Genomic DNA, 19,096 nt, shown 5'->3' with positions numbered 1-19,096 from the left:
TTACTTCTTATCCTCATCGTCCACGATCTTGTAGTCCGCGTCGATGAAATCATCTTGTTCCGCGTTCTCGGGCCCGGCGTCCGCGCCCTGAGCCTGCTGTTGCTGCGCCGCAGCTTCCTGGTATATCTTCTGGCTGATCGGACCCATCGCTTTCATCAGCGCATCGAGCTTTGATCTAATGTCTTCCGCGCTACCTCCTTTGACCGCGCCCTCCAGGTCGCTCACCGCTGCTTCCACCGACACCCTTTCCTCCTGGGAGACCTTCTCTCCCAGTTCGTCCAGCGATTTGCGGACCGAGTGGATCATGGTCTCCGCCTGGTTCTTCGCTTCGATCGCCTCAAGCTTCTTCTTATCCGCGTCCGCGAACATCTCCGCCTGTTTTACGAGCTCGCTTATCTCGTCCTTCGACAGTTTGTTGCTGGACGCGATGGTGATCTTCTGCTCTTTTCCGGTTCCCTTATCTTTGGCGGAGACGTTTATTATCCCATTGGCGTCGATGTCGAAGGTTACCTCTATCTGAGGCATCCCTCTGGGCGCCGGAAGTATGCCGTCGAGGATGAATCTTCCTAACGAGGTGTTATCCGCCGCCATCTTCCTCTCTCCCTGGACGACGTTGACCTCCACCGCCGGCTGATTGTCCGTCGCGGTGGAGAATATCTGCGCCCTTTTTGTCGGGATCGTGGTGTTCCTTTCTATAAGGGTGGTGGCGATGCCTCCCTGCGTCTCTATTCCGAGCGAAAGAGGCGTGACATCCAGAAGCAGAACGTCCTTCACGTCTCCGGAGAGCACAGCTCCCTGGACGGCCGCGCCCATGGAGACGCACTCCATCGGGTCGATGCCCCTCTGTATCTTCGGCCCGACGATGCTCTCTATGAAATTCTGAACTATCGGCATCCTTGTCGGCCCCCCGACCATTATGATCTTGTCTATCGCGTCCGACGAAAGCTTCGAATCGGAGACCGCCTGATCGATGGATTTCTTGCATCTCTGGACTATCGGCTCCACCAGCTCTTCCAGCTTCGCTCTGGTGATCGTCTGTATCAGGTGTTTCGGGCCCGATGCGTCCGACGATATGAACGGGAGGTTGATCTCAGTCTGCATTGTTGTGGACAGTTCGATCTTCGCCTTTTCGCATGCCTCCCTGACCCTCCAGAATGCCATATTGTCCTTGGAGAGGTCTATCCCGGTCTCCTTCTGGAACTGTGCCAGCACATATTTTGTGATGACCTCGTCCATGTCCGACCCTCCCAGCTGGGTGTCGCCTGACGTGGAAATGACTTCGAACACGCCGTCGCTGAAATCCATGATCGTAACGTCCAGTGTTCCTCCTCCGAGGTCGAAGACCATTATCTTCTGAGAGGTCCCGCTTTTGTCCAATCCGTAAGCCAGCGCCGCGGCGGTAGGCTCGTTTATTATGCGGACCACTTCCAGCCCGGCGATCGCTCCCGCGTCCTTGGTCGCCTGCCTCTGGTTATCGTTGAAGTATGCGGGCACGGTTATGACCGCTTTTTCTATCTTCTCGCCGAGGTATGATTCGGAGTCCTTCTTTATTTTCTGAAGAATGAACGCCGAGATCTGCTGAGGGGTGTATTCCTTTCCGAGGGCGGTGACCTTCTCGTTCGACCCCATCTTCCTCTTCACATTCTTTATCGTGCCGTCCGGATTCGTCACTGCCTGCCTTCTCGCCGGTTCTCCGACCAGCAGCTGGCCGTCCTTCGTGAATGCCACATAGGACGGGAATGACTTCCCTCCGACGCTGGTTCCCTCCGCGCTGGGGATCATGGTCGGCCTTCCGCCTTCCATTATCGATGCGGCTGAATTGCTCGTTCCTAGATCTATTCCTATTATTCTTGACATGTTTCATCACTTTCCTTTTTCTTTGTTACTTTGACCTTCGGGTATCTAAGTATCTTATCGTTCATGCGGTATCCTTTCTGGAACACTTCGGCTATCTCGCCGTCGGTGTCCGCTTCCACTGTGCACAGAGCCTCATGGAGGTTCGGATCGAACCTGCAGTCCGTGGGTATCTCGGTGAGACCGTTCTCCTCCAGGATCTTCATCAGATTCTGCCTTATCCCTCTTATTCCTGCTACCAGCTCCGTTTCCTCTTTTGCCGTTCCCAATGCCCTTTCCATATCGTCCGCTATGTTCAGCAGACTCTTTGCCATGCCCCATGCGGCGAATTTCCTGAACTCTTCGTTCTCCTTCTCCGTTCTTCTGCGGAAGTTGTCGAAGTCCGCCTGAAGCCTTCTGGCCATGTTCAGATACTCTTCCGCCTTGGCATTGGCCTCGGAAAGGGCATCCGCCATATCTCCGGATGTCTCCTCGACATCCTCTTCCGCCTTCTTCTTTTTAGACTTCTCAGTCACCGGTAGGCCTCCTTTAGTTGAAATATATATAATATTGATGGGGCCAGAGGCCCCGTTTTAATGGTTTCAGTCGTCATCGAACGAAGGCATCTCGTCGCCGGTGCCGTATTCCGGTATCGAGCTTGACTTCGATGCTATGACGTCATCGATCCTGAGGATCATCACCGCTGCGTCGGTAGCGGAGTTGATGGCCTGCTTACCGACCCTGAGCGGCTCGATGACATTGAGCTTGCTCATGTCCTCGACCTTCCCCGTGAAGGGGTTCAGGCCCGCGTGAACCTTTCCGCTCTTGTGCTCTTTCCTCATCTGGATGTTGATATCGATCGGATCAAGCCCGGCGTTCTCGGCCAGAGTGGTCGGGATTATCTCCATCGCCGAAGCGAATGCTTCTATGGCGATCTGTTCCCTTCCGCCTACCGACGCCGCGTAATCCCTGAGCTGCATCGCTATCTCCATCGCCGTGGAGCCTCCGCCGGTGACGATCATCCCGTCCTCTATCGAAACTTTGACGACGGACCATGCGTCGACGAGGGACCTCTCCACTTCGTCCGCGACGTGGTTTGTTCCCCCCCTGACCAGTATGGACACTGTCTTGGGGTCTCTGCATCCGGTGATGAAGGTCATCTCTTCATTCTCGACCACTTTCAGCTCGACGAGGTCCGCGTATCCGAGGTCCTCCGGGCCGAACTCTATGATCTTGTGGCAGATGCTCGCTCCGGTGGACTTTGCCAGTCTCTCCGTGTCCGATTTCTTCACGCGCCTGCATGCATAGATGCCTGCTTTCGCAAAGAGGTGCTGCGCAAGGTCGTCTATGCCTTTCTGGCAGAACACGACGTTCGCGCCCGCGTTCTTGACCTGATCGACCATCGCTTTGAGCATGTTCTCCTCTTCTTTCACAAAGGCGGAGAGCTGCGAGGGGTCGGTTATCTGGATCTTTGCGTCTATCTCCGTTTTCTTGATCTCGAATGCCGCGTCGACGATGGCGATCTTCGCTCCTTTCACCTTCTTAGGCATCGAGGGGGAGACCGGTTCCTTATCCAGTATGAGACCTTTGACGAGCAGCGACTCGTTCATGCTCGCGCCTGCTTTCTTGACCGTCTGAATGTTCTTCAGGTCGGCTGTGTAATTGCCTTTGTCATCCTTGTCAAGGATTGTTTTGACAGCGTCGACGACCATGTCCGCGAAGAATTCCTTCGATCCTCCGACCTGTTTGCTGATCATTGCGTTCTCCGCTATCTGTTTCAGAAGTTTTTCGTCCTTTACGCTCACTTTCATAGAAACTTTCTTGAGGACCTCTTGGGCCTTCACGTTAGCGAGCCTGTATCCCGCGGTTATGATCGTCGGGTGTACGTTGGAATCTATCATGTCGGTCGCTTTCTTCAGGAGTTCGCCCGCGATTATGACGGATGTGGTCGTTCCGTCCCCTACCTCCGCGTCCTGCGTCTTGGCCACTTCGACCAGCATCTTTGCCGCGGGGTGCTGTACATCCATTTCCTTGAGGATCGTGACACCGTCGTTGGTGATCACCACGTCTCCCATTGAATCTACGAGCATCTTGTCCATCCCTCTCGGTCCGAGGCTGCTCCTGACTGCGTCAGCGATAGCCCTGGCGGCGGTGATGTTGTTGTACTGTGCGTCTTTTCCTTTATCCCTCTTGGTTCCTTCCCTGAGGATCAAGATAGGTGCGTTACCCAAACCCATTTTATTCAAACCTCCAAGTATTATTCCTTTATCGTTATGGAATTTCTAAGGGGGTTATGGTTTGTTCTTCTATATAAACTAACCTATAAAAAGGCGATTCTCGGAACCGATTGGGAAGGGGTTCGGACTATGCCTGTCCGACTCCCTCGTATAACAAAGAAAGACAAAAAAAAATTCATTTGATATCGAATCCGATTTTATTCAAAACCAGTTGTCTGACCTCTTTATTTTGTTTTATGAGTTTAATGACCCTGCCTATGTAATCATCTTTTCCTTTGATCCCAATCTGCTGTGCCGCTTCGTCAACAATCCCTTTCGCTGGAACTAGCCTTATCAGGGCATTATAATCGCCCCGAGAGATACAATCGTCGAAGTCGCTTTCATATTTATGTATTTCATCCATGATGGTTTTTTTGTTTTTTTCATTAAGACTGTCAATTTCTTCCACTAAATTTTCATTATAGCGGAGCTTTTCTGCCTTAAGTATCCTGTTATAGCGCTTGTTGAGGTAATCATCCATCGTAGCGCGTTTTCTCTTTTTTATGATTTTAATCAAATCTTTATTTACTTTTTCAATGTCTTTATCCATCGTGTTCTTGTTAACACACGCCAAAATCTCGCTATCTATCAATAAGTTTTCCAACTCGTTGTATTCTAAAACAAATATATTTTTATCACGTAGGCTCTTTTTCTCATCTTCTGTTCTAAAGTCACCATCTATGATGCCATATGCATTTCTGCGGAGGAAGTTATATTTTTCACTCAATCCGTAGACACAATTGATGACTCGCTCACATGAACCAACAGGTTTTACGATATAGTTAGCATATGCGCTTTCAAGAATCTTACAATCGATCGAGTTTTTGTCATCGCCCTCGCAAAAAATAATATCATCTTGCGTGCCCTCTATGCTTAAAATCATATCCAAATCGACCGAGTCAAAATCCTTGACGTTCTTGAATTTAAACTCGTGAGGGGTTGCGGCGGTCTTCTCCAGGTAGATCAATTCAACATTTTTACGGCTCTCTACAAAGTTTACCACATGTGTGAGATATATGAATACTAGATCTGGCCTTTCGTCCTCCAACCTGTCAAATAGTTTTTGCATAAGCGAACCGTTCAGATGATTTTCTGGCTCATCGATGAAAACAAATGCGTTGGATGGCAATAATAAGGTGGCCATTATCATATATGCGACCGTTATTTCGCCATCACTTCCCTCAATTAATGAATACTTATTCTTCCCTTCCGCATATAGGTATGGGTGATCTTGTTCTATCTGGATTTTTCTTTCAAGTCCCAGACTATTGAATATTTCAAAAAATTTTTCTTGTATGTTGGGGGTAATTTTTTTATCAATTTCTTCAAAAGCTCGGTTTCGAACTGCTCTTGTTAAGTAATAAACCGGATTATTTTTTTCAGAGAGTATTTCTTTTAAGTCGATTTTTTGCCTTACTAAACCAGCACCTCCGATGCTATTCACATTGCGTTTCGCGGGAATAACAAAAGAACTCCCAGTTAAAATACTGCTGGAGACTCTCTCCAGAAGTTTTGTCTTTCCTGATCCGTTTTTGCCAAAAATAACATAATTTTTGTTTCCATATTTAAAGATCTCAAAGAGTTCATCGATGTGTGTGTCAGAATTCTGACTTATGAATCTCAGAAAAGCTACTATTTTATCGAGAATGAATACATTAGGTTCTTGGTTAAGGAGAAATTTATCAACCTCTGCTTTAAAAGCTTCAAACATAGAAGAAATATGACCTTGGTACGAAGGATTGTATCCCTTCCACTCGTTTGAACTGAATATGAACTTAGAACGTTCCCTCATATCTTCTAACTTTTTTGAAGACCGGTCGAAATCAAACTCATTTAGATATTTGACATTGTGCTGATGCATTTGAGGTGGTCCGACAACAATTATACCTCTTTGAGAAAATAGTTTGTTTATTGATTCCTCGGTCCATTGCTCCATTTTCATTTCATTAATGATGTTTAATGCAGAGTCGATAGCCCTAACATAACCATCGATTCTCTTTTGTTGTTGAGTTTTATACTTTGTGTCATCTGCCATAATACATTTTTCCAATCCAAGCTTATAGAATTCTAAATACAATTCGAATTATATATACAATGGTTGAATCCCTATCGGATATGCATAGGAATAATTGTTGGCTACGCCAACGCCCCTTTCTATTCAACTCAGAGAAGGACCCATAAATGCCCCCTCCCCTCTCTCTTACAGATAGAGACGTCTGCATTCTCTTTCCTGTGTCCTAACCACATCCAAAGGCCAACGGCCGATGCTTTCCGTTCCATCTGGTACATGCAGAAAAGAGAGTGAGGCTACCCGCCCTCTAAAAGGCCCTCCCTCTAAACTGATAGTTCAGAGTTTCTGGATTGCCCCAAGTGTATCGAATGGATTGAGCCCAACTCTCATCAGCTATTTAAGACTGGTTTACATTAGGACTCATAATGGCAGAGAAGAAGCGCTTTAGGATGAGAGGCGTCAAACAGACACCAAAAAGACTTGAGGAGGAGATCCTCGAACGTTCCAGAAACCTCGCCAACGATCCTGCTCTGCTCAGGCCCATGTGCGCCGGCAACTGCAGGAAATGTATCTTCGATAAGACCTTCAAGGCCATCGACGGCATCTCCAGATATAAAGGGGATGCGGACGCGCTCATAAAGCTGGCGTCCAAAGGTTCAGACGACATGGCCAGGGCCTATGCGGGGACCATATCTCTGAACGCCGCCGGAAAGATACCGATGCTGGCGACCGCCACGATCGCCGGAGAGAAGGTCCCGTTCGCCGTGCGGGGGACCGTAGGGAACGACAAGCTCATCGGCTGCCAGTACTACGACGACCCGAGGATAAGGCTTCTTTATTATAACGCATTCATCAAACGGAACAAACTTCATCTTTACTCATTCCGCGACGGGCTTGTGTGCACAAACTTCCCGAACATGCCCGAGGATTATCTCTACGAGACATTCTGGGACTCCCCTTATGAATTCAAGGACGACGGGCTGGACTGCGGACACAAGGACGCCCTGATCCTCGATATAAAAATAAAATCCAGAGACGAGCACATAAGGATCTGCGAGAACTGCTCCAAAGAGGTCTCCACTATACAGTATCTTATATCGAAGATATGCGCGGTCGATCCTCTGGATGATATCGAAGTGAACGTCATACACCCTTACCACTCTGCAAGCGAGAGCGATAAGGAGAAGGTCGAGGGCGACCTTCTGAAGAGATATCTGCGGGGAGAGATCAACGACAGGATCCTGCTGAACACCATAAAGAGAGAGAAGCTGGGAAGCCTTAAGAAAGGGGATGTCTCGGCATACATAATAGGAACGGAGAATTACGGCTCCGGCCTGGATTCGTTCATATCTGCCCTTTCCGGCCCGGATGACGAGAAAGAAACGCTAAAAAGATTCCTAAGCTCCGTGCCGGAATGCGTGGTCGTAAAGAACGGCAAGACCTCGGAAGCGCTCACATACCTTTGGGACGGCCACTGGAAGGAACTGATAGCCTTCCACACTTCGCAGGAATTCGCCGATAAGATGTCTGAAAAGCCTAAGGGTACGCCGTCGCAGGCGCTCGGTGAGGCCCACAGATCGTTCATCTCCGCCGATGTGGTCGCAAAGCTTCCGGAATTCAGGAAGCCGAAACCGATGACCAAGTTCTCGGACACCCTGGCAAAAGCGGCGAAGGTGGGCGGCGGCGATGCGGTCGTAAGGTCGGTGGCCCCGGATACGCTTAAGGATCGCAAGTACAGGTCCATCTATGCCGCCTTCGCCGTCGCGGCCGACCCGAATGTGAAGCTTCCCCTGCATCTTACCTCCGATGAAACAGACTTCGTGAATTTCCTTGTGCCTTTCGCAAAGGCCGTGATAGAGGCCGAGGGCGAAAGATACCGCGAGGCGATGAACACCCTGCTGACGGCCAGCAGTTCAGGCGAATCGGTTTGAACGTCGCCGCCTGAGCGGCACTCCTGCATCCCACACTAATCCCACCCTGGAGAGACTTTCTTCTTAGGTCGGCCCCTCTTGGTGGAGTGAGTTGGGTCTGCGAGAGAAAAAAGTTCGCCCAGGTATTATTCTTCAATATGATTTCCTGAAAGCCGTTTTCACGGGAGAGTATATAAAGAGACAGCTCATTCATACATTACGCAGCGGGTTTAACGTCCCCTCCTATGAGGAGACGGATCCGTAACGTGGATCAACCGTCCCGCATTGGGATCAGGTACGGATCGTAACGATCACGTCCCCGATCTTAATGCGGATCACCGGGCCGATGGGGCTGTTGGCTACGTTATCACCTCCTGCCGGATGGTCCCGGTTCGCCGCCTCTGTGGAAGGCTCCGAACCGGGGCTTCCCATCCTAACGGCAGTATTTCATGTCCAAATTCGCTTAAATACATAACATAGGGGTCTCCGAATCTTCCGAAAGTACGGATGGTCCGCGGTTGGATGCTTATACGTCCGCTCACGCTTTAAAGCGTCGTTTCAAACTCCGGCATCCTGCGCTCCGCGCCCGCAAAGATCGCTAAGATCTTATGGTCGGCGTTGATCTGTACATTGCTGGGTATATCACTTTCACCTTGTTGTTAAAGGCCAATAAAAGCGGCGTTTAAAGTATTCTCACATCGGCGACATAATGGGAGACGGACGGAGCGAAGGACTTCACTTCCTTTATCAGTTCTATTTCAAAATCCGTTCCGGACGCCTTTGAGAATATCCCCTCGATCCTTTCTTTGTATTCGTTCACGTAGAACGTGTCGTGATAGTGGATGATCCCGCCGCGTTTCACGATCTCCAGCGCCTTCGGCAGGAACGCCGAGGTAGTCTGAACATATCCCATTATCACTCTGTCGGCGAACCTCTTCCCGGGAATGGACCTGTTGTCCCCCAGGATCGGTATCACTTTTTCGGCGACCCCGTTCCGTTCAGAATTTTTTATCAGATACCGGTACGAATCCGGATTCTTCTCACAGGCGAACACCTTTCTGGCGCCGGTGAATTTTGCCACAGGGAGAGTGAAATATCCGATCCCGGCGAACATATCGACCACCGTCTCCCCTTCGCAGTTGATCTCTTTCATACGTAACCTTTCGTCAATGTTCCCGGAAGCGAACATTATCCTGCTTACGTCAAACTCATAGAATATGCCGTTCTCCAGCCTGACCGACTCTGTGCCGCTTCCGTAAAGGATCTCTGTGCTGGGTCTTCTCAGTTCTCCGGCGATCCCGCCGATGTCGGCGCATACGGTCTTAGCTCCGAGGATGCGGGCGTACGCCTCCCCTATCCTCTCTTTGTAAGGGCGGCATTTCTCGTCAAGTCTCAGTATGACCACTTCTCCGGCGTACTCCCATCTCATGGGCAGCGCCGTCGCCGCTTCCTCCGGGAGGTCGGAAAGCTCGTCCAGGATCCGTTCCTGCGGCTTTCTTCTTTCAACCGTATACGCTTGCCCTTCCGTGAGCTCATACCCCATCTCGATCATCTCGCCCTCTCTGCCGGCGGTGACCGGCACCAGCCTCTGATCCCCGTCCTTGCTTATCTTTGCCGACCTGTCGACAAGACCCAGCTCCATCAGGTATGGGATTATGTCGGCCGCCTCCGACGATCTTATGCGCGCCTGCTTCACCACCCTCATAGGATCCCCCGTATGATGAATGGAAGGAGCCTTAATCCTACCCGCGGATCTCTGAGCATGGGAACCGCCACGCCGCTCGGGTCGTCGATGTCGATATCGCTGAGGATCGATCTCATATTGTTCCTGTCTATCGCTCCGAACACTTTGTCCAGATCTTTGTCTGACAGTTTGGTGAATATCTTCCTTATCCTGTATCCTCTGGAAAGTTCTTTCCCGATCTCTTTTTTCCATCCTTTTTCATATCCGGAAAGATATTTTGCCGATATGTCGTCATTCAGAAGACCTTCCTTTGCGGTCCTTGCCAGGATCGGGGCCGCTTTGCATATGGGATACAGACCTCCGCCCGATACCGGTTTGACCTGCCCCGCGGCGTCCCCTATCAGAAGGGTCCTCTCCCCGTAGGATCTCTGCCTTCCTCCGAGAGGTATCTTTCCAGAGTATTTTGTTTCCACGTCTTTGCCGTCGATGCCGGAGGCTTTCAGCAGCCTTTTCAGGAATTCATTGGGGGTGCTTCCCGTTCCTTCCTTTACGCAAAGGCCGACCCTTACCATATCTCCAAACGGTATCTCCCAGCTGAAGAACCCAGGCGCGAACTCCGATCCTATCCTTAACGTCATGATGTCACTGTGCTCCGATCTTAGTTTGGCGTCCGCCCCGATACCGTAGACATATTCTCTTGGTAAATTACCGCCGAGGGATGCGGCCACTTTGGAGCTGTGTCCGTCGGCTCCGACCAGCAGCCTGGACTCCGTCTCCCCTTCGTTCGTTGATACGGAAACACGATCCTCCGATACCCTGCTGCCGCGGTATTTCACGCCGTACCTTATGTCGGCGCCGCTGTCCTCTGCATTATGTGCCAGTTTCCTGTCTAGATCCGTTCTGTCTATTAGCACCGCTGCGGCGCCTTTGAACCTTAACTCTAACTTCCCTCCGCCTGGAAAGATAACGTCCGCGCCTGTAATCTCGCTGAGAATGTCCGGTCTGACGCCGAACAGACCGACGGCGTTCTTTGTCAGAAGGCCGGCACACTGCATGGGCAGCCCGGATGATGCGTGCTCCTCTATGACGACAACGTCATGATCCTTCGCCAAAAGGCCGGCTGTGACGGTTCCGGCCGGGCCTCCGCCGACCACCACCGCATCATGCATATCATCACGATTTCTTGGACTTCTCGTAGTCCTTTATGAAGTTCTGTATGCCCTCGTCCGTCTTGGGGTGGGACACCATCTGAAGCAGCACATTGTAAGGTATGGTGGCAATGTCGCATCCCATGGACGCGGCCTCGAATACGTGCATAGGCCCTCTTATGCTAGCCGCTATCACTTCCGTGTCAAATCCGTAGTTGAAAAGAACGTCGACCACCTGTCCCAGGACCTCCGACCCGTACGTCCCTATGTCATCCAGGCGCCCGACGAAGGGGGAGACATACCTCGCTCCGGCCTTTGCCGCCAGCAGCGCCTGCTGAGGCGAGAATATCAGCGTCATGTTAACGTCGATGCCTTCGCCGGATAACACCTTAGTGGCTTTGAGGGCGTCTATGCACATGGGAAGTTTTACGTTTATGTTCGGATGGATGGAAGCGAGCTCGCGGCCCTCCGCTATCATTCCCTCGGCGTCGAGGGACATCGCCTCCGCCGATATCGGAACGTTCACTATGTCCGCTATCTCTCTGACCCTCGTTCTTGTGTCGGTGTTCTCCTTTGCTATCAGGCTCGGATTCGTGGTGACCCCGTCCAGGATCCCCCAGCTGTTTATCTCTCTTATCATGTCAAGGTTTGCAGTGTCAATGAATATCCTCATCCTTCCAACTCCCTCTTCCTTTCTACGGCCCTCTTCGCCGCCTCCGCGATGTCACGCGGTGTCAATCCGTACTTCTCAAAGAGCTGACTCGGAGTCCCGGACTCCCCGAACGTATCCTTCGTGCCAACCATCTCCAGGGGGGTCGGCATCTCTGCGGACAGGAAATCGGCGACCGCCGATCCCAGCCCTCCGATGACGCTGTGCTCCTCGGCGGTCACCGAACAGCCTGTCTTCTGCAGCGACGTTCTCAGGGTGACCTTGTCAAGCGGCTTTATCGTGGACATGTTGACCACTTCCGCATCTATTCCTTCTTCGGAGAGGATTTTGGAAGCCTCCATGCAGTGGTAGACCATCTGCCCCGTTCCCACAAGGGTCACGTCGTTCCCTTCCCTGAGTACGGCGGCCCTGCCTATGACGAACTTGGCATCCTTCTCCGTTATCACTGGGAACTCGGAACGCCCCATCCTCATGTAGACCGGGCCGCAGAATCCGGCTATCTCCATCGTCGCCGCGTACGTCTCGTATGCGTCGGCGGGAGATATGACGGTCATGTTCGGCAGCGCCCTCATTATCGCAATGTCCTCGAGCGCCTGGTGGGACGCCCCGTCCTCGCCTACGCTTATTCCGCAGTGGGTCGCCACTATCTTCACATTGAGCTTCGGGTAAGCCACCGCCAGTCTTATCTGTTCCCAGCATCTCCCTGTGGCGAACACGGCGAACGTGGATGCGAACACCGTTTTCCCGGAGGCCGCCAGTCCCGACGCGACGCCGATCATATTCTGCTCCGCTATCCCCACTTCGATGAACCTCTCCGGCGCGACCTTCCTGAATTCCGATGTTTTCGTAGAATCGGCAAGGTCGGCGTCTAGCACCACCACATTGGGATCCGTCGCGGCGAGATCGGCCAGCGCCTTCCCGTAATAATTCCTCTGGGCGAGCTTATTTTCGGTCATGCCCTGCACACCAGTTCCTTTAACGCTTTGTCCTCTTCGTCGGTCTTGCATGCCTTTCCGTGGAAATCGCAGTTGTTCTCCATGAAGGAGACGCCTTTTCCTTTTACCGTGTTCATAATGATCGCCGTGGGGTTCGTCTCCGAACGTTTCGCCTTCGAGCATGCCTCCAGTATCTGGGGCAGACTGTGTCCGTCTATTATGATGACGTTCCACCCGAAGGCCCTCCATTTGTCCTGCAGGGGGAACAGAGACATTGTGCATTCCGTGCCGCCCGTGATCTGCAGCTGGTTACGGTCCACGAACGCTATGAGATTGTTAAGCTGATAATGGCGGGCGAGCATCGCGGCCTCCCAGTTCTGCCCGCTCTGAAGCTCCCCGTCCCCGAGGAGACAGAAGACTTTGTATTCTTTCTTGTCGAGTTTTCCGGCCAGCGCCATGCCGCATGCCATGCTAAGTCCCTGGCCCAGAGAGCCCGTGGACATCTCCACTCCGGGCACCTTTCCTCTTACGGGGTGTCCCTGGAGATTGGAGCCTATCTTCCTGAGGGTCTGAAGCTCCTCTTTGGGGAAATACCCCGATTCGGCCAGCGCGGCGTACAGTATCGGCGCGGCGTGGCCCTTGGACAGGATGAAACGGTCCCTGTCCTCCCATTCCGGGTCAGCGGGATCGTGGTTCATCACACTGAAGTAAAGCACGGCCATCAGGTCCGCGGAGGAGAGAGAGCCCCCCGGATGTCCAGATCCGGCCTTCGAAGTGGCCTCTATGACATCCCGCCTTAGAATATTGGCCTTACTCTCCAGCTCCTCTTTTGTGCTGACCATGACAACTCCGGATCCTTATCAGTCGCTCTCGATCCTGGGTGCCAGGAAATACACCACTTTGGCCTCTCCTCCGGCCAGTTCGAACACCAGTTTGACCGGGAAGTCCTTATCGAGTTCCACTCTTACCTTGGTTCCCGAGGGTATAGCTCTCAGGATGTTGGAAAAATAGTCGAGGGGGAACAGGCTCTGCACCTCGGACGGCGCCTCCAGGCTGTCTAGATCGGAACCAGTCAGTTTCAGGCTGGCGTCATCTGTGTCGCCTTCACACGACAGCTCGAATATCCCCGGTCCGGCCCTAAGCGATATGTGGTCCGATATGGACTCGGCCGCCTTTATGCCTCTCTGGAGCTGATCCACCGGCATCACCGCGTTCGCCGAGAGCGTCAGCTGCGGCACTTTTGGGTCGTTCATGCTTGAGGTCTCCACCAGGTTCATGGATCTCGTAACGTTGCTTATCCTGAAGACAAATCTCCCTTTGTCCTCGTCTTGTTCCATCGCGACGATATCGCCCGGGCCTGCCAGCTTAAGGACCGTTTTGACCTTGTCCAGGTCGAGGCCTATCTCTGTCTCGTTCGCGGAGTATGACTCGAAAGCCTTCGCCCCTATCCTGAGCTCGATCATAGCGACGTGCGCCGGATCGACCGCTTTCAGCGTCATGCCCTCCGGGGTGATCGTGAACTTTACCTCGTCTATGAGCGTCGAGATGATGTTGACCAGTCCCTTGAGGGTTTCCGATTTTATTTCTGCCTTGAACATTTACTCACCAACATCCATCCTGAGGTTCAGTATTCTCTCCACGAGTGATTGCATTTGCAGCATCTGTATATCCTTGTCTCCGGTTCATCGGCCGAACGCGTCTGTCTTAACACGAAGTATGCCTCGGAATTGTTGCATTCGGGACAGGTTATGCGTGTCTTCGGAAGAGTGGCGATATTCTCGGTTATGACGGTCGTTTCTCTGTCTTCGGAGTCGGTCACGAAAACCTGCGCCCTGCCTCCTTTCTCTTTGGTGAAGCCGCACGAGTTACAAACATATACTTCTTCCTTCGGGAACATCATCGAGCCGCATGCGGAACAGAACAAATCTTTTACCTCTGTTAGTACAACGGCTGACAATATTAAAATATTTTTAGCGCGCGCATTTGCGCTTAAATATTACCCTTTTTTCGTTCCGACCTCTCCAGAATATCGGAGAAAGGGCTCTCGGCCTTGCCGCTCTGCGCCTGGGGCGCGGTGTTCGACACCGTGGTCGTTACTGTTTGAACGGTCGTAGCCACGGGCTTTCCTTCCCGCGCCTTTGCCGTTCCGCCTTTTTCCTCCTTACGCTCGGCTTTCGTGTCCTTGTTCTCGTTTGTCGTCATCTTCTGCATGGCTATGCAGTCGTCGAAGGACTCGAATCCCAGTTCCTTGTTCCTGCTGTACAGGAGCATGGACCTGGCGACGGGTCTTGCGGAACCTTCCGTGGCACCTATCGCGATCAGATGCGCCGTTTCCTTCCGTATCTGCCTTGACAGTATGCCTCCTACCCCTCCGAACACCGTGACGACGCCCAGATTCACAAGGTTTATGCTTGAGGTCCCTTCGGTGAAGAATGTCTGAAGATAAGCGGCGGTGGCGCCGACTATCCCCTTCAGGGAAGCGGCCGCCTCACCCGCCGGGACATCAGGGTATCCCCCATGACCCAGAACGGACGCGGAGAGACCCCAGACGATCAAGAGCAGGACCGCTCCGCAGACCAGCGAGCAGATCATTCCTTTTACCATCGATCCCGTTTTCCTTCCGCAGACGTAGCCGGCGACAGCCGGACCGAATATTGGTATCCACCAGAGAAGTGCGGACAGTCCGAGGCATAATACGGCCGCCATCCTCATGCTGTAGACGTCGTTGTCAATATCAAGCAGCTTTACCACTTTTTGGCGAACAGGGCTGTTATCCATCCTCATCCCGCTACATCAACAATATAGGCATTTAAAAACCTGCGCAAAAATGGAAAGGTTTAAAGGGTTTGGTAAAAGGATCATTTCTTGGAGCTTTTCTTCTTCTTTGCGGCGCGTTCCGCTTTGAGATTCTCCTTCACGGCCTTGTTGATCTCCTCCGCCTGCTCCTTGCCGTCCGTTATCTCGCTTTCCAGATAACGGAACACGGTCCATCCCTCGGCTCTGAGCTTGTCGTCAATGGATGTGTCTCCCATCTCCGGCAGCACATACACCGCGACCTTGGCCTTGACGAAGGCTATCGGGATCTGGTTCTCCCCATAGTCCCTTCTGCATCTGAGTCCTTTATTCCACGTTGCCCTCCTCAGCAGTGCGTCGGGGGTCTCTTCCATGATATCAAAGTCCTCGTAATACTCTTCGGGCGCTTCCTCGGTCTCTGTTTCCGAATCATCCGGCACAACAAGCACAATGGATTCCGGCTCGGCCTCTGCAACCGGTTCCGTAACGGTCTCTGACGCCGGCTCTGCCGCAGGTTCTACGGTGGGTTCCGCCACAGGTTCCGGTACGGGTTCCTTAACTGGTTCCGCCACAGGCTCTGTCACAGGTTCTGCAACGGGTTCCGCCACAGGTTCCGGTACGGGTTCCGCCACAGGTTCCGGTACGGGTTCCTCTTCTTTTTTGCGGGCGTCCCTTGCCGCCGCCGCCTCTCTGGAACTCATCACCTTGAGCTTCGGCTCCTCTTTTTTGGCCTCTGCGGCAGGTTTTGGCTCTTCTTTCTTCGGCTCCTCTTTCTTCTTCGGCTCCTCTTTCTTCGGAACTTCTTTGTAGACAGGCTTCTCCGTCGCTGCTTTTTTGGGCGCCGGAGCGGCCTCTTTCTTTGCAGGATAAGGTTTCGGCATCGGTGCGTTCTTCTTCGCTCCTTTTTCCTGTGCCTTCCCTTTCTTGCCTTTCTTACCCGATTTTTCGGGTACCGGTTCCGCTACGGGAACGAACCTCATCATGGCCAGCATCGCGACCCATGCCGCCACAAAGACCGCGAAGACGAATCCCATTATGTTATTGTCGCCTGTCTGACTCAGTACTCCTGTGAGCGCCATGATCAGCGTCAGGATCAGAGAGACCGCCATGAGTATCTTTTGGTCGGTGACCCAGTCACAGAACATGTCCGCGGCCGCCGCCAATATTATCAGCGCTATGAGCAGATAGACGATCATTTGTTCTACGTCCGCTATTTCCAGGATGCTCGTTATCCCAAGTGTGGCGAGCACGGCGCCAGCCAGGATCATCAGGAGTCCGCGGACCTTGCCTATGAATACTTTCGCTTCCGGTTTTTTGTATGTTATCAATAGGCCGAAAAGCGCTCCTATCGCACCGGCTAATATGCAGCCGACTGCAAAGATTTCCTCTGGGAAAAGGTCGCTCAAACTTCCGCTCCCAAAGATGAAACCATCTTTTGTGATGACCGTAATGATCATTGCAACAAGAAACACTACGACGGCGGCTATACCCACTCCGCCTATGATTTTCTCTCCTTTCAAAGCTGTTGCCATGTCTACATAACCAGCATACATATTTTAGTATTTTCGCATGGATAGGGAGATTTTTTCTCCAACATACCCACACTAGGAAACTAAATATATGCAAGATAAATACCTTACTACGTGCAAACTGCCATGGATAATGGCATCACTATTCACTGTCGAAGAGATGCCGCGGCGCGGCTCTCTTTTCACACGTGCCGAAAAGGCATTCAAAAAAAAGGAGAACTCCATCAATGATAATGAAATTTAGATTTCTCGGCGGCGCGGACGTGGTCGGCCGCATGGGAATGACGATAGAAGGCGATAATAAGACCATGCTTGTCGAATACGGCATGAGTCCGACGAAACCACCCGAATACCCACTAGTGCCGCCAAGGGTCGACCACCTGTTCCTGACGCACTGTCATTTGGACCACTGCGGCATGGTTCCGTCCGTATGCGGAAGGGATAAATGCGAAGTGTTCACGACCCCGCTCTCTGCGGAGATAACGGAGATCATGCTTTACGACAGTCTCAAGATCGCAACGGCCGAAGGATATAGCGAACCTTACACCATCGGCGACGTGGAGAGAACACTGAACCTGGTGGTGCCTTTCACGTTCAAGGACACCATCGAGCTCGGGAACACTGATGTCACGCTCCACTCGGCGGGCCACGTCCCCGGGGCGGCCATGTTCGAATTCAAATACGACAACAGCACGGTGTACACCGGCGACCTGCACACCGCGAACCAGAAGCTTGTCTTCGGGGCCAAACCCGTGAAATGCAAGAACCTGATAATCGAAGGTACGTACGGCGGCAGGAACCACCCCTCGCGGGATGAGACGGCCGACGCGTTCATAGCGAAGATTGACGAAGTGATAGACAGGGGAGGGACGGTGATAGTCCCGTGTTTTGCGGTCGGCAGGACGCAGGAGATAATGATCATACTGAAGGACCTCGGATACGAGATGTGGGTCGACGGGATGGGTAAATCGGTCACGGAACTCTTCCTGAGCTATCCGGAATACCTGAGGGATCCGCGCACCATGCGAAGTGCCAAGAAGACATTCAGAGAAGTGAGGAACGCGAACATGAGGAAACACTCTGTGAAAGGGCAGATCATCGTCACGACCGGCGGAATGCTTGACGGCGGCCCGGTGCTTGGGTATCTGAGGACCCTCAAGGACGATCCGAAGAACGCCATACTCCTTGTCGGCTACCAGGCGGAGGACACGAACGGGAGGCTCCTTCTCGAGACCGGAAGCATCATCCTCGACGGAGAGATGGTGAAGATCAAATGCGAGATCGCGAAGTATGACTTCTCCGCTCACGCGGGCCACGACGAACTTGTGGAGTTCGCAAAGAAATGCGACCCGGACAACATAGTCTTGATGCACTCCGAAACAAGAGAGCTCTTCCTCCCGGACCTTCAGGATTACAATGTCATCCTTCCCGAACTGGGAAAGGTATTCGAGCTGGATGTCTGAGATGGACCTCAGACCATTCCTGGAAGAGGATGTGGGGTCCGGAGACATAACGACGGGCATCTTCGTCCCAGACGTTCCCGGGAGGGCGCGCATAGTATGCGAGGAGGATGCCGTGGTCGCCGGTCTGGAGGAGGCGGCGGAGATATTCAGACTGCTCGGCGTATCCTCTTCACAGACGGCGGCCGACGGGGAAAGGGTACCGAAGAACACCGAGGTCCTGATTCTCGAGGGTCCCCTCCGGGGGATACTGACCGGGGAAAGGATAGCCCTCAACTTCCTGATGAGAATGAGCGGGATAGCCACCGAGACCGATTCCGCCGTAAGGATGGTCAGAGAGAAGGACCCATGCATGAGAATAGCCGGGACTCGGAAGACCACTCCGGGGTTCAGATATTTTGAGAAGAAGGCCGTCGCTCTGGGCGGCGGGTGGCCCCACAGATCCGGCCTCTATGACATGGTAATGATCAAAGACAACCACATAGTTGCCTGCGGCGGCGTCGAAAACGCTCTGAGTCTTCTATCCGACGTGCCTGAAGGCGTTAAAATAGAGATAGAAGTGTCGAACATTGATGACGGCGTCCTTGCCGCAAAAGCGGGAGCCGATATCATCATGGCCGATCATATGTCTCCCTCCGACACGAAGGAACTGAGGAATAGGGCCAGATCGGTCAGCGAGAACGTGCTGGTCGAGGCCTCCGGCAATATAACCAAAGAGAATGCCGCCGACTTTGCGGGCTGTGCGGACATCGTTTCCCTGGGCTCCCTGACACATTCCCCGAAGGCTGTGCACTTCTCACTGGATGTTGAGGAAAGGTCTTAATTTAGAAAATGCGATGCGGGGGCG

General features: G+C 52.5%; 17 protein-coding genes. 3 read left to right on the top strand and 14 right to left on the bottom strand.

What is annotated here, in order from left to right; all coding sequences use genetic code 11:
* The 4 genes from dnaK to FWG96_03685 form a co-directional block, all read right to left on the bottom strand.
* Complete coding sequence (dnaK, locus tag FWG96_03700) at nt 1-1,857, bottom strand: molecular chaperone DnaK (GenBank protein MCL2032358.1); 1,857 nt, start codon at nt 1,855-1,857, stop codon at nt 1-3.
* Entirely contained in the window at nt 1,845-2,369 is a 525-nt protein-coding gene (locus tag FWG96_03695; protein MCL2032357.1) for a nucleotide exchange factor GrpE, read from the bottom strand. Before FWG96_03695 ends, dnaK begins: the two co-directional genes overlap by 13 nt.
* Nucleotides 2,370-2,435: 66 nt before the next feature.
* Nucleotides 2,436-4,070 carry a TCP-1/cpn60 chaperonin family protein gene (locus FWG96_03690; protein ID MCL2032356.1) on the bottom strand — a complete coding sequence of 545 codons (1,635 nt, stop codon included), beginning with the start codon at nt 4,068-4,070 and terminating at the stop codon, nt 2,436-2,438.
* 175 nt (nt 4,071-4,245) lie between these two features.
* The gene (locus tag FWG96_03685) at nt 4,246-6,144 is read right to left on the bottom strand and encodes a DUF4435 domain-containing protein (protein ID MCL2032355.1); all 1,899 of its coding nucleotides are present in this window, start codon (nt 6,142-6,144) and stop codon (nt 4,246-4,248) included.
* A 401-nt stretch (nt 6,145-6,545) separates the two neighbouring features.
* Here FWG96_03685 and FWG96_03680 point away from each other — a divergent pair, with 401 nt between their 5' ends.
* The gene (locus FWG96_03680) at nt 6,546-8,051 is read left to right on the top strand and encodes a hypothetical protein (GenBank protein ID MCL2032354.1); all 1,506 of its coding nucleotides are present in this window, start codon (nt 6,546-6,548) and stop codon (nt 8,049-8,051) included.
* A 270-nt stretch (nt 8,052-8,321) separates the two neighbouring features.
* Here FWG96_03680 and FWG96_03675 read toward each other — a convergent pair whose 3' ends face one another.
* From FWG96_03675 to FWG96_03630, 10 genes are all read right to left on the bottom strand, one after another.
* On the bottom strand, nt 8,322-8,462 hold the full coding sequence (locus FWG96_03675; GenBank protein ID MCL2032353.1) for a hypothetical protein: 141 nt from the start codon (nt 8,460-8,462) through the stop codon (nt 8,322-8,324).
* Between the two features lie 250 nt (nt 8,463-8,712).
* Nucleotides 8,713-9,735 carry a class I SAM-dependent methyltransferase family protein gene (locus FWG96_03670; GenBank protein MCL2032352.1) on the bottom strand — a complete coding sequence of 341 codons (1,023 nt, stop codon included), beginning with the start codon at nt 9,733-9,735 and terminating at the stop codon, nt 8,713-8,715.
* Nucleotides 9,732-10,883 (bottom strand): NAD(P)/FAD-dependent oxidoreductase, encoded by a 1,152-nt coding sequence (locus tag FWG96_03665; GenBank protein ID MCL2032351.1) that lies wholly within the window; start codon nt 10,881-10,883, stop codon nt 9,732-9,734. The genes FWG96_03670 and FWG96_03665 overlap by 4 nt, the downstream gene beginning before the upstream one ends.
* 4 nt (nt 10,884-10,887) lie before the next feature.
* Nucleotides 10,888-11,535, bottom strand: coding sequence for a fructose-6-phosphate aldolase (fsa, locus tag FWG96_03660; protein ID MCL2032350.1), 648 nt, complete (start codon nt 11,533-11,535; stop codon nt 10,888-10,890).
* Nucleotides 11,532-12,488 carry a transketolase family protein gene (locus FWG96_03655; protein ID MCL2032349.1) on the bottom strand — a complete coding sequence of 319 codons (957 nt, stop codon included), beginning with the start codon at nt 12,486-12,488 and terminating at the stop codon, nt 11,532-11,534. Before FWG96_03655 ends, fsa begins: the two co-directional genes overlap by 4 nt.
* Complete coding sequence (locus FWG96_03650; protein MCL2032348.1) at nt 12,485-13,309, bottom strand: transketolase; 825 nt, start codon at nt 13,307-13,309, stop codon at nt 12,485-12,487. Before FWG96_03650 ends, FWG96_03655 begins: the two co-directional genes overlap by 4 nt.
* 18 nt (nt 13,310-13,327) lie before the next feature.
* Entirely contained in the window at nt 13,328-14,065 is a 738-nt protein-coding gene (locus FWG96_03645; GenBank protein ID MCL2032347.1) for a DNA polymerase sliding clamp, read from the bottom strand.
* A 26-nt stretch (nt 14,066-14,091) separates the two neighbouring features.
* Nucleotides 14,092-14,391 (bottom strand): transcription factor S, encoded by a 300-nt coding sequence (locus FWG96_03640; protein MCL2032346.1) that lies wholly within the window; start codon nt 14,389-14,391, stop codon nt 14,092-14,094.
* Nucleotides 14,392-14,456: 65 nt separating this feature from the next.
* Nucleotides 14,457-15,251, bottom strand: a complete 795-nt coding sequence (locus FWG96_03635) for a hypothetical protein (protein ID MCL2032345.1) — start codon at nt 15,249-15,251, stop codon at nt 14,457-14,459.
* 74 nt (nt 15,252-15,325) lie between these two features.
* Nucleotides 15,326-16,792: a hypothetical protein gene (locus FWG96_03630; protein ID MCL2032344.1), complete on the bottom strand. Its 1,467-nt coding sequence runs from the start codon at nt 16,790-16,792 to the stop codon at nt 15,326-15,328.
* 224 nt (nt 16,793-17,016) lie between these two features.
* Here FWG96_03630 and FWG96_03625 point away from each other — a divergent pair, with 224 nt between their 5' ends.
* Nucleotides 17,017-18,252: an MBL fold metallo-hydrolase gene (locus FWG96_03625; GenBank protein ID MCL2032343.1), complete on the top strand. Its 1,236-nt coding sequence runs from the start codon at nt 17,017-17,019 to the stop codon at nt 18,250-18,252.
* Nucleotides 18,245-19,072: a carboxylating nicotinate-nucleotide diphosphorylase gene (gene nadC, locus FWG96_03620; GenBank protein MCL2032342.1), complete on the top strand. Its 828-nt coding sequence runs from the start codon at nt 18,245-18,247 to the stop codon at nt 19,070-19,072. The genes FWG96_03625 and nadC overlap by 8 nt, the downstream gene beginning before the upstream one ends.
* The last annotated feature ends 24 nt before the right edge of the window (nt 19,073-19,096 follow it).

Source organism: Candidatus Methanoplasma cognatum, from assembly GCA_009777615.1.
Lineage (GTDB): Archaea > Thermoplasmatota > Thermoplasmata > Methanomassiliicoccales > Methanomethylophilaceae > Methanoplasma > Methanoplasma cognatum.
This window is presented reverse-complemented; position numbering and strand designations above follow the sequence as displayed.

Bases quoted from the DNA above. Each gene is read 5' to 3' on its own strand.
- dnaK (MCL2032358.1), bottom strand. From the start codon at position 1,857: ATGTCAAGAATAATAGGAATAGATCTAGGAACGAGCAATTCAGCCGCA.
- FWG96_03645 (MCL2032347.1), bottom strand. From the start codon at position 14,065: ATGTTCAAGGCAGAAATAAAATCGGAAACCCTCAAGGGACTGGTCAAC.
- FWG96_03690 (MCL2032356.1), bottom strand. From the start codon at position 4,070: ATGGGTTTGGGTAACGCACCTATCTTGATCCTCAGGGAAGGAACCAAG.
- FWG96_03630 (MCL2032344.1), bottom strand. From the start codon at position 16,792: ATGGCAACAGCTTTGAAAGGAGAGAAAATCATAGGCGGAGTGGGTATA.
- FWG96_03680 (MCL2032354.1), top strand. From the start codon at position 6,546: ATGGCAGAGAAGAAGCGCTTTAGGATGAGAGGCGTCAAACAGACACCA.
- nadC (MCL2032342.1), top strand. From the start codon at position 18,245: ATGTCTGAGATGGACCTCAGACCATTCCTGGAAGAGGATGTGGGGTCC.
- fsa (MCL2032350.1), bottom strand. From the start codon at position 11,535: ATGAGGATATTCATTGACACTGCAAACCTTGACATGATAAGAGAGATA.
- FWG96_03665 (MCL2032351.1), bottom strand. From the start codon at position 10,883: ATGCATGATGCGGTGGTGGTCGGCGGAGGCCCGGCCGGAACCGTCACA.
- FWG96_03685 (MCL2032355.1), bottom strand. From the start codon at position 6,144: ATGGCAGATGACACAAAGTATAAAACTCAACAACAAAAGAGAATCGAT.
- FWG96_03635 (MCL2032345.1), bottom strand. From the start codon at position 15,251: ATGAGGATGGATAACAGCCCTGTTCGCCAAAAAGTGGTAAAGCTGCTT.
- FWG96_03655 (MCL2032349.1), bottom strand. From the start codon at position 12,488: ATGACCGAAAATAAGCTCGCCCAGAGGAATTATTACGGGAAGGCGCTG.
- FWG96_03670 (MCL2032352.1), bottom strand. From the start codon at position 9,735: ATGAGGGTGGTGAAGCAGGCGCGCATAAGATCGTCGGAGGCGGCCGAC.
- FWG96_03650 (MCL2032348.1), bottom strand. From the start codon at position 13,309: ATGGTCAGCACAAAAGAGGAGCTGGAGAGTAAGGCCAATATTCTAAGG.
- FWG96_03625 (MCL2032343.1), top strand. From the start codon at position 17,017: ATGATAATGAAATTTAGATTTCTCGGCGGCGCGGACGTGGTCGGCCGC.
- FWG96_03675 (MCL2032353.1), bottom strand. From the start codon at position 8,462: ATGGGAAGCCCCGGTTCGGAGCCTTCCACAGAGGCGGCGAACCGGGAC.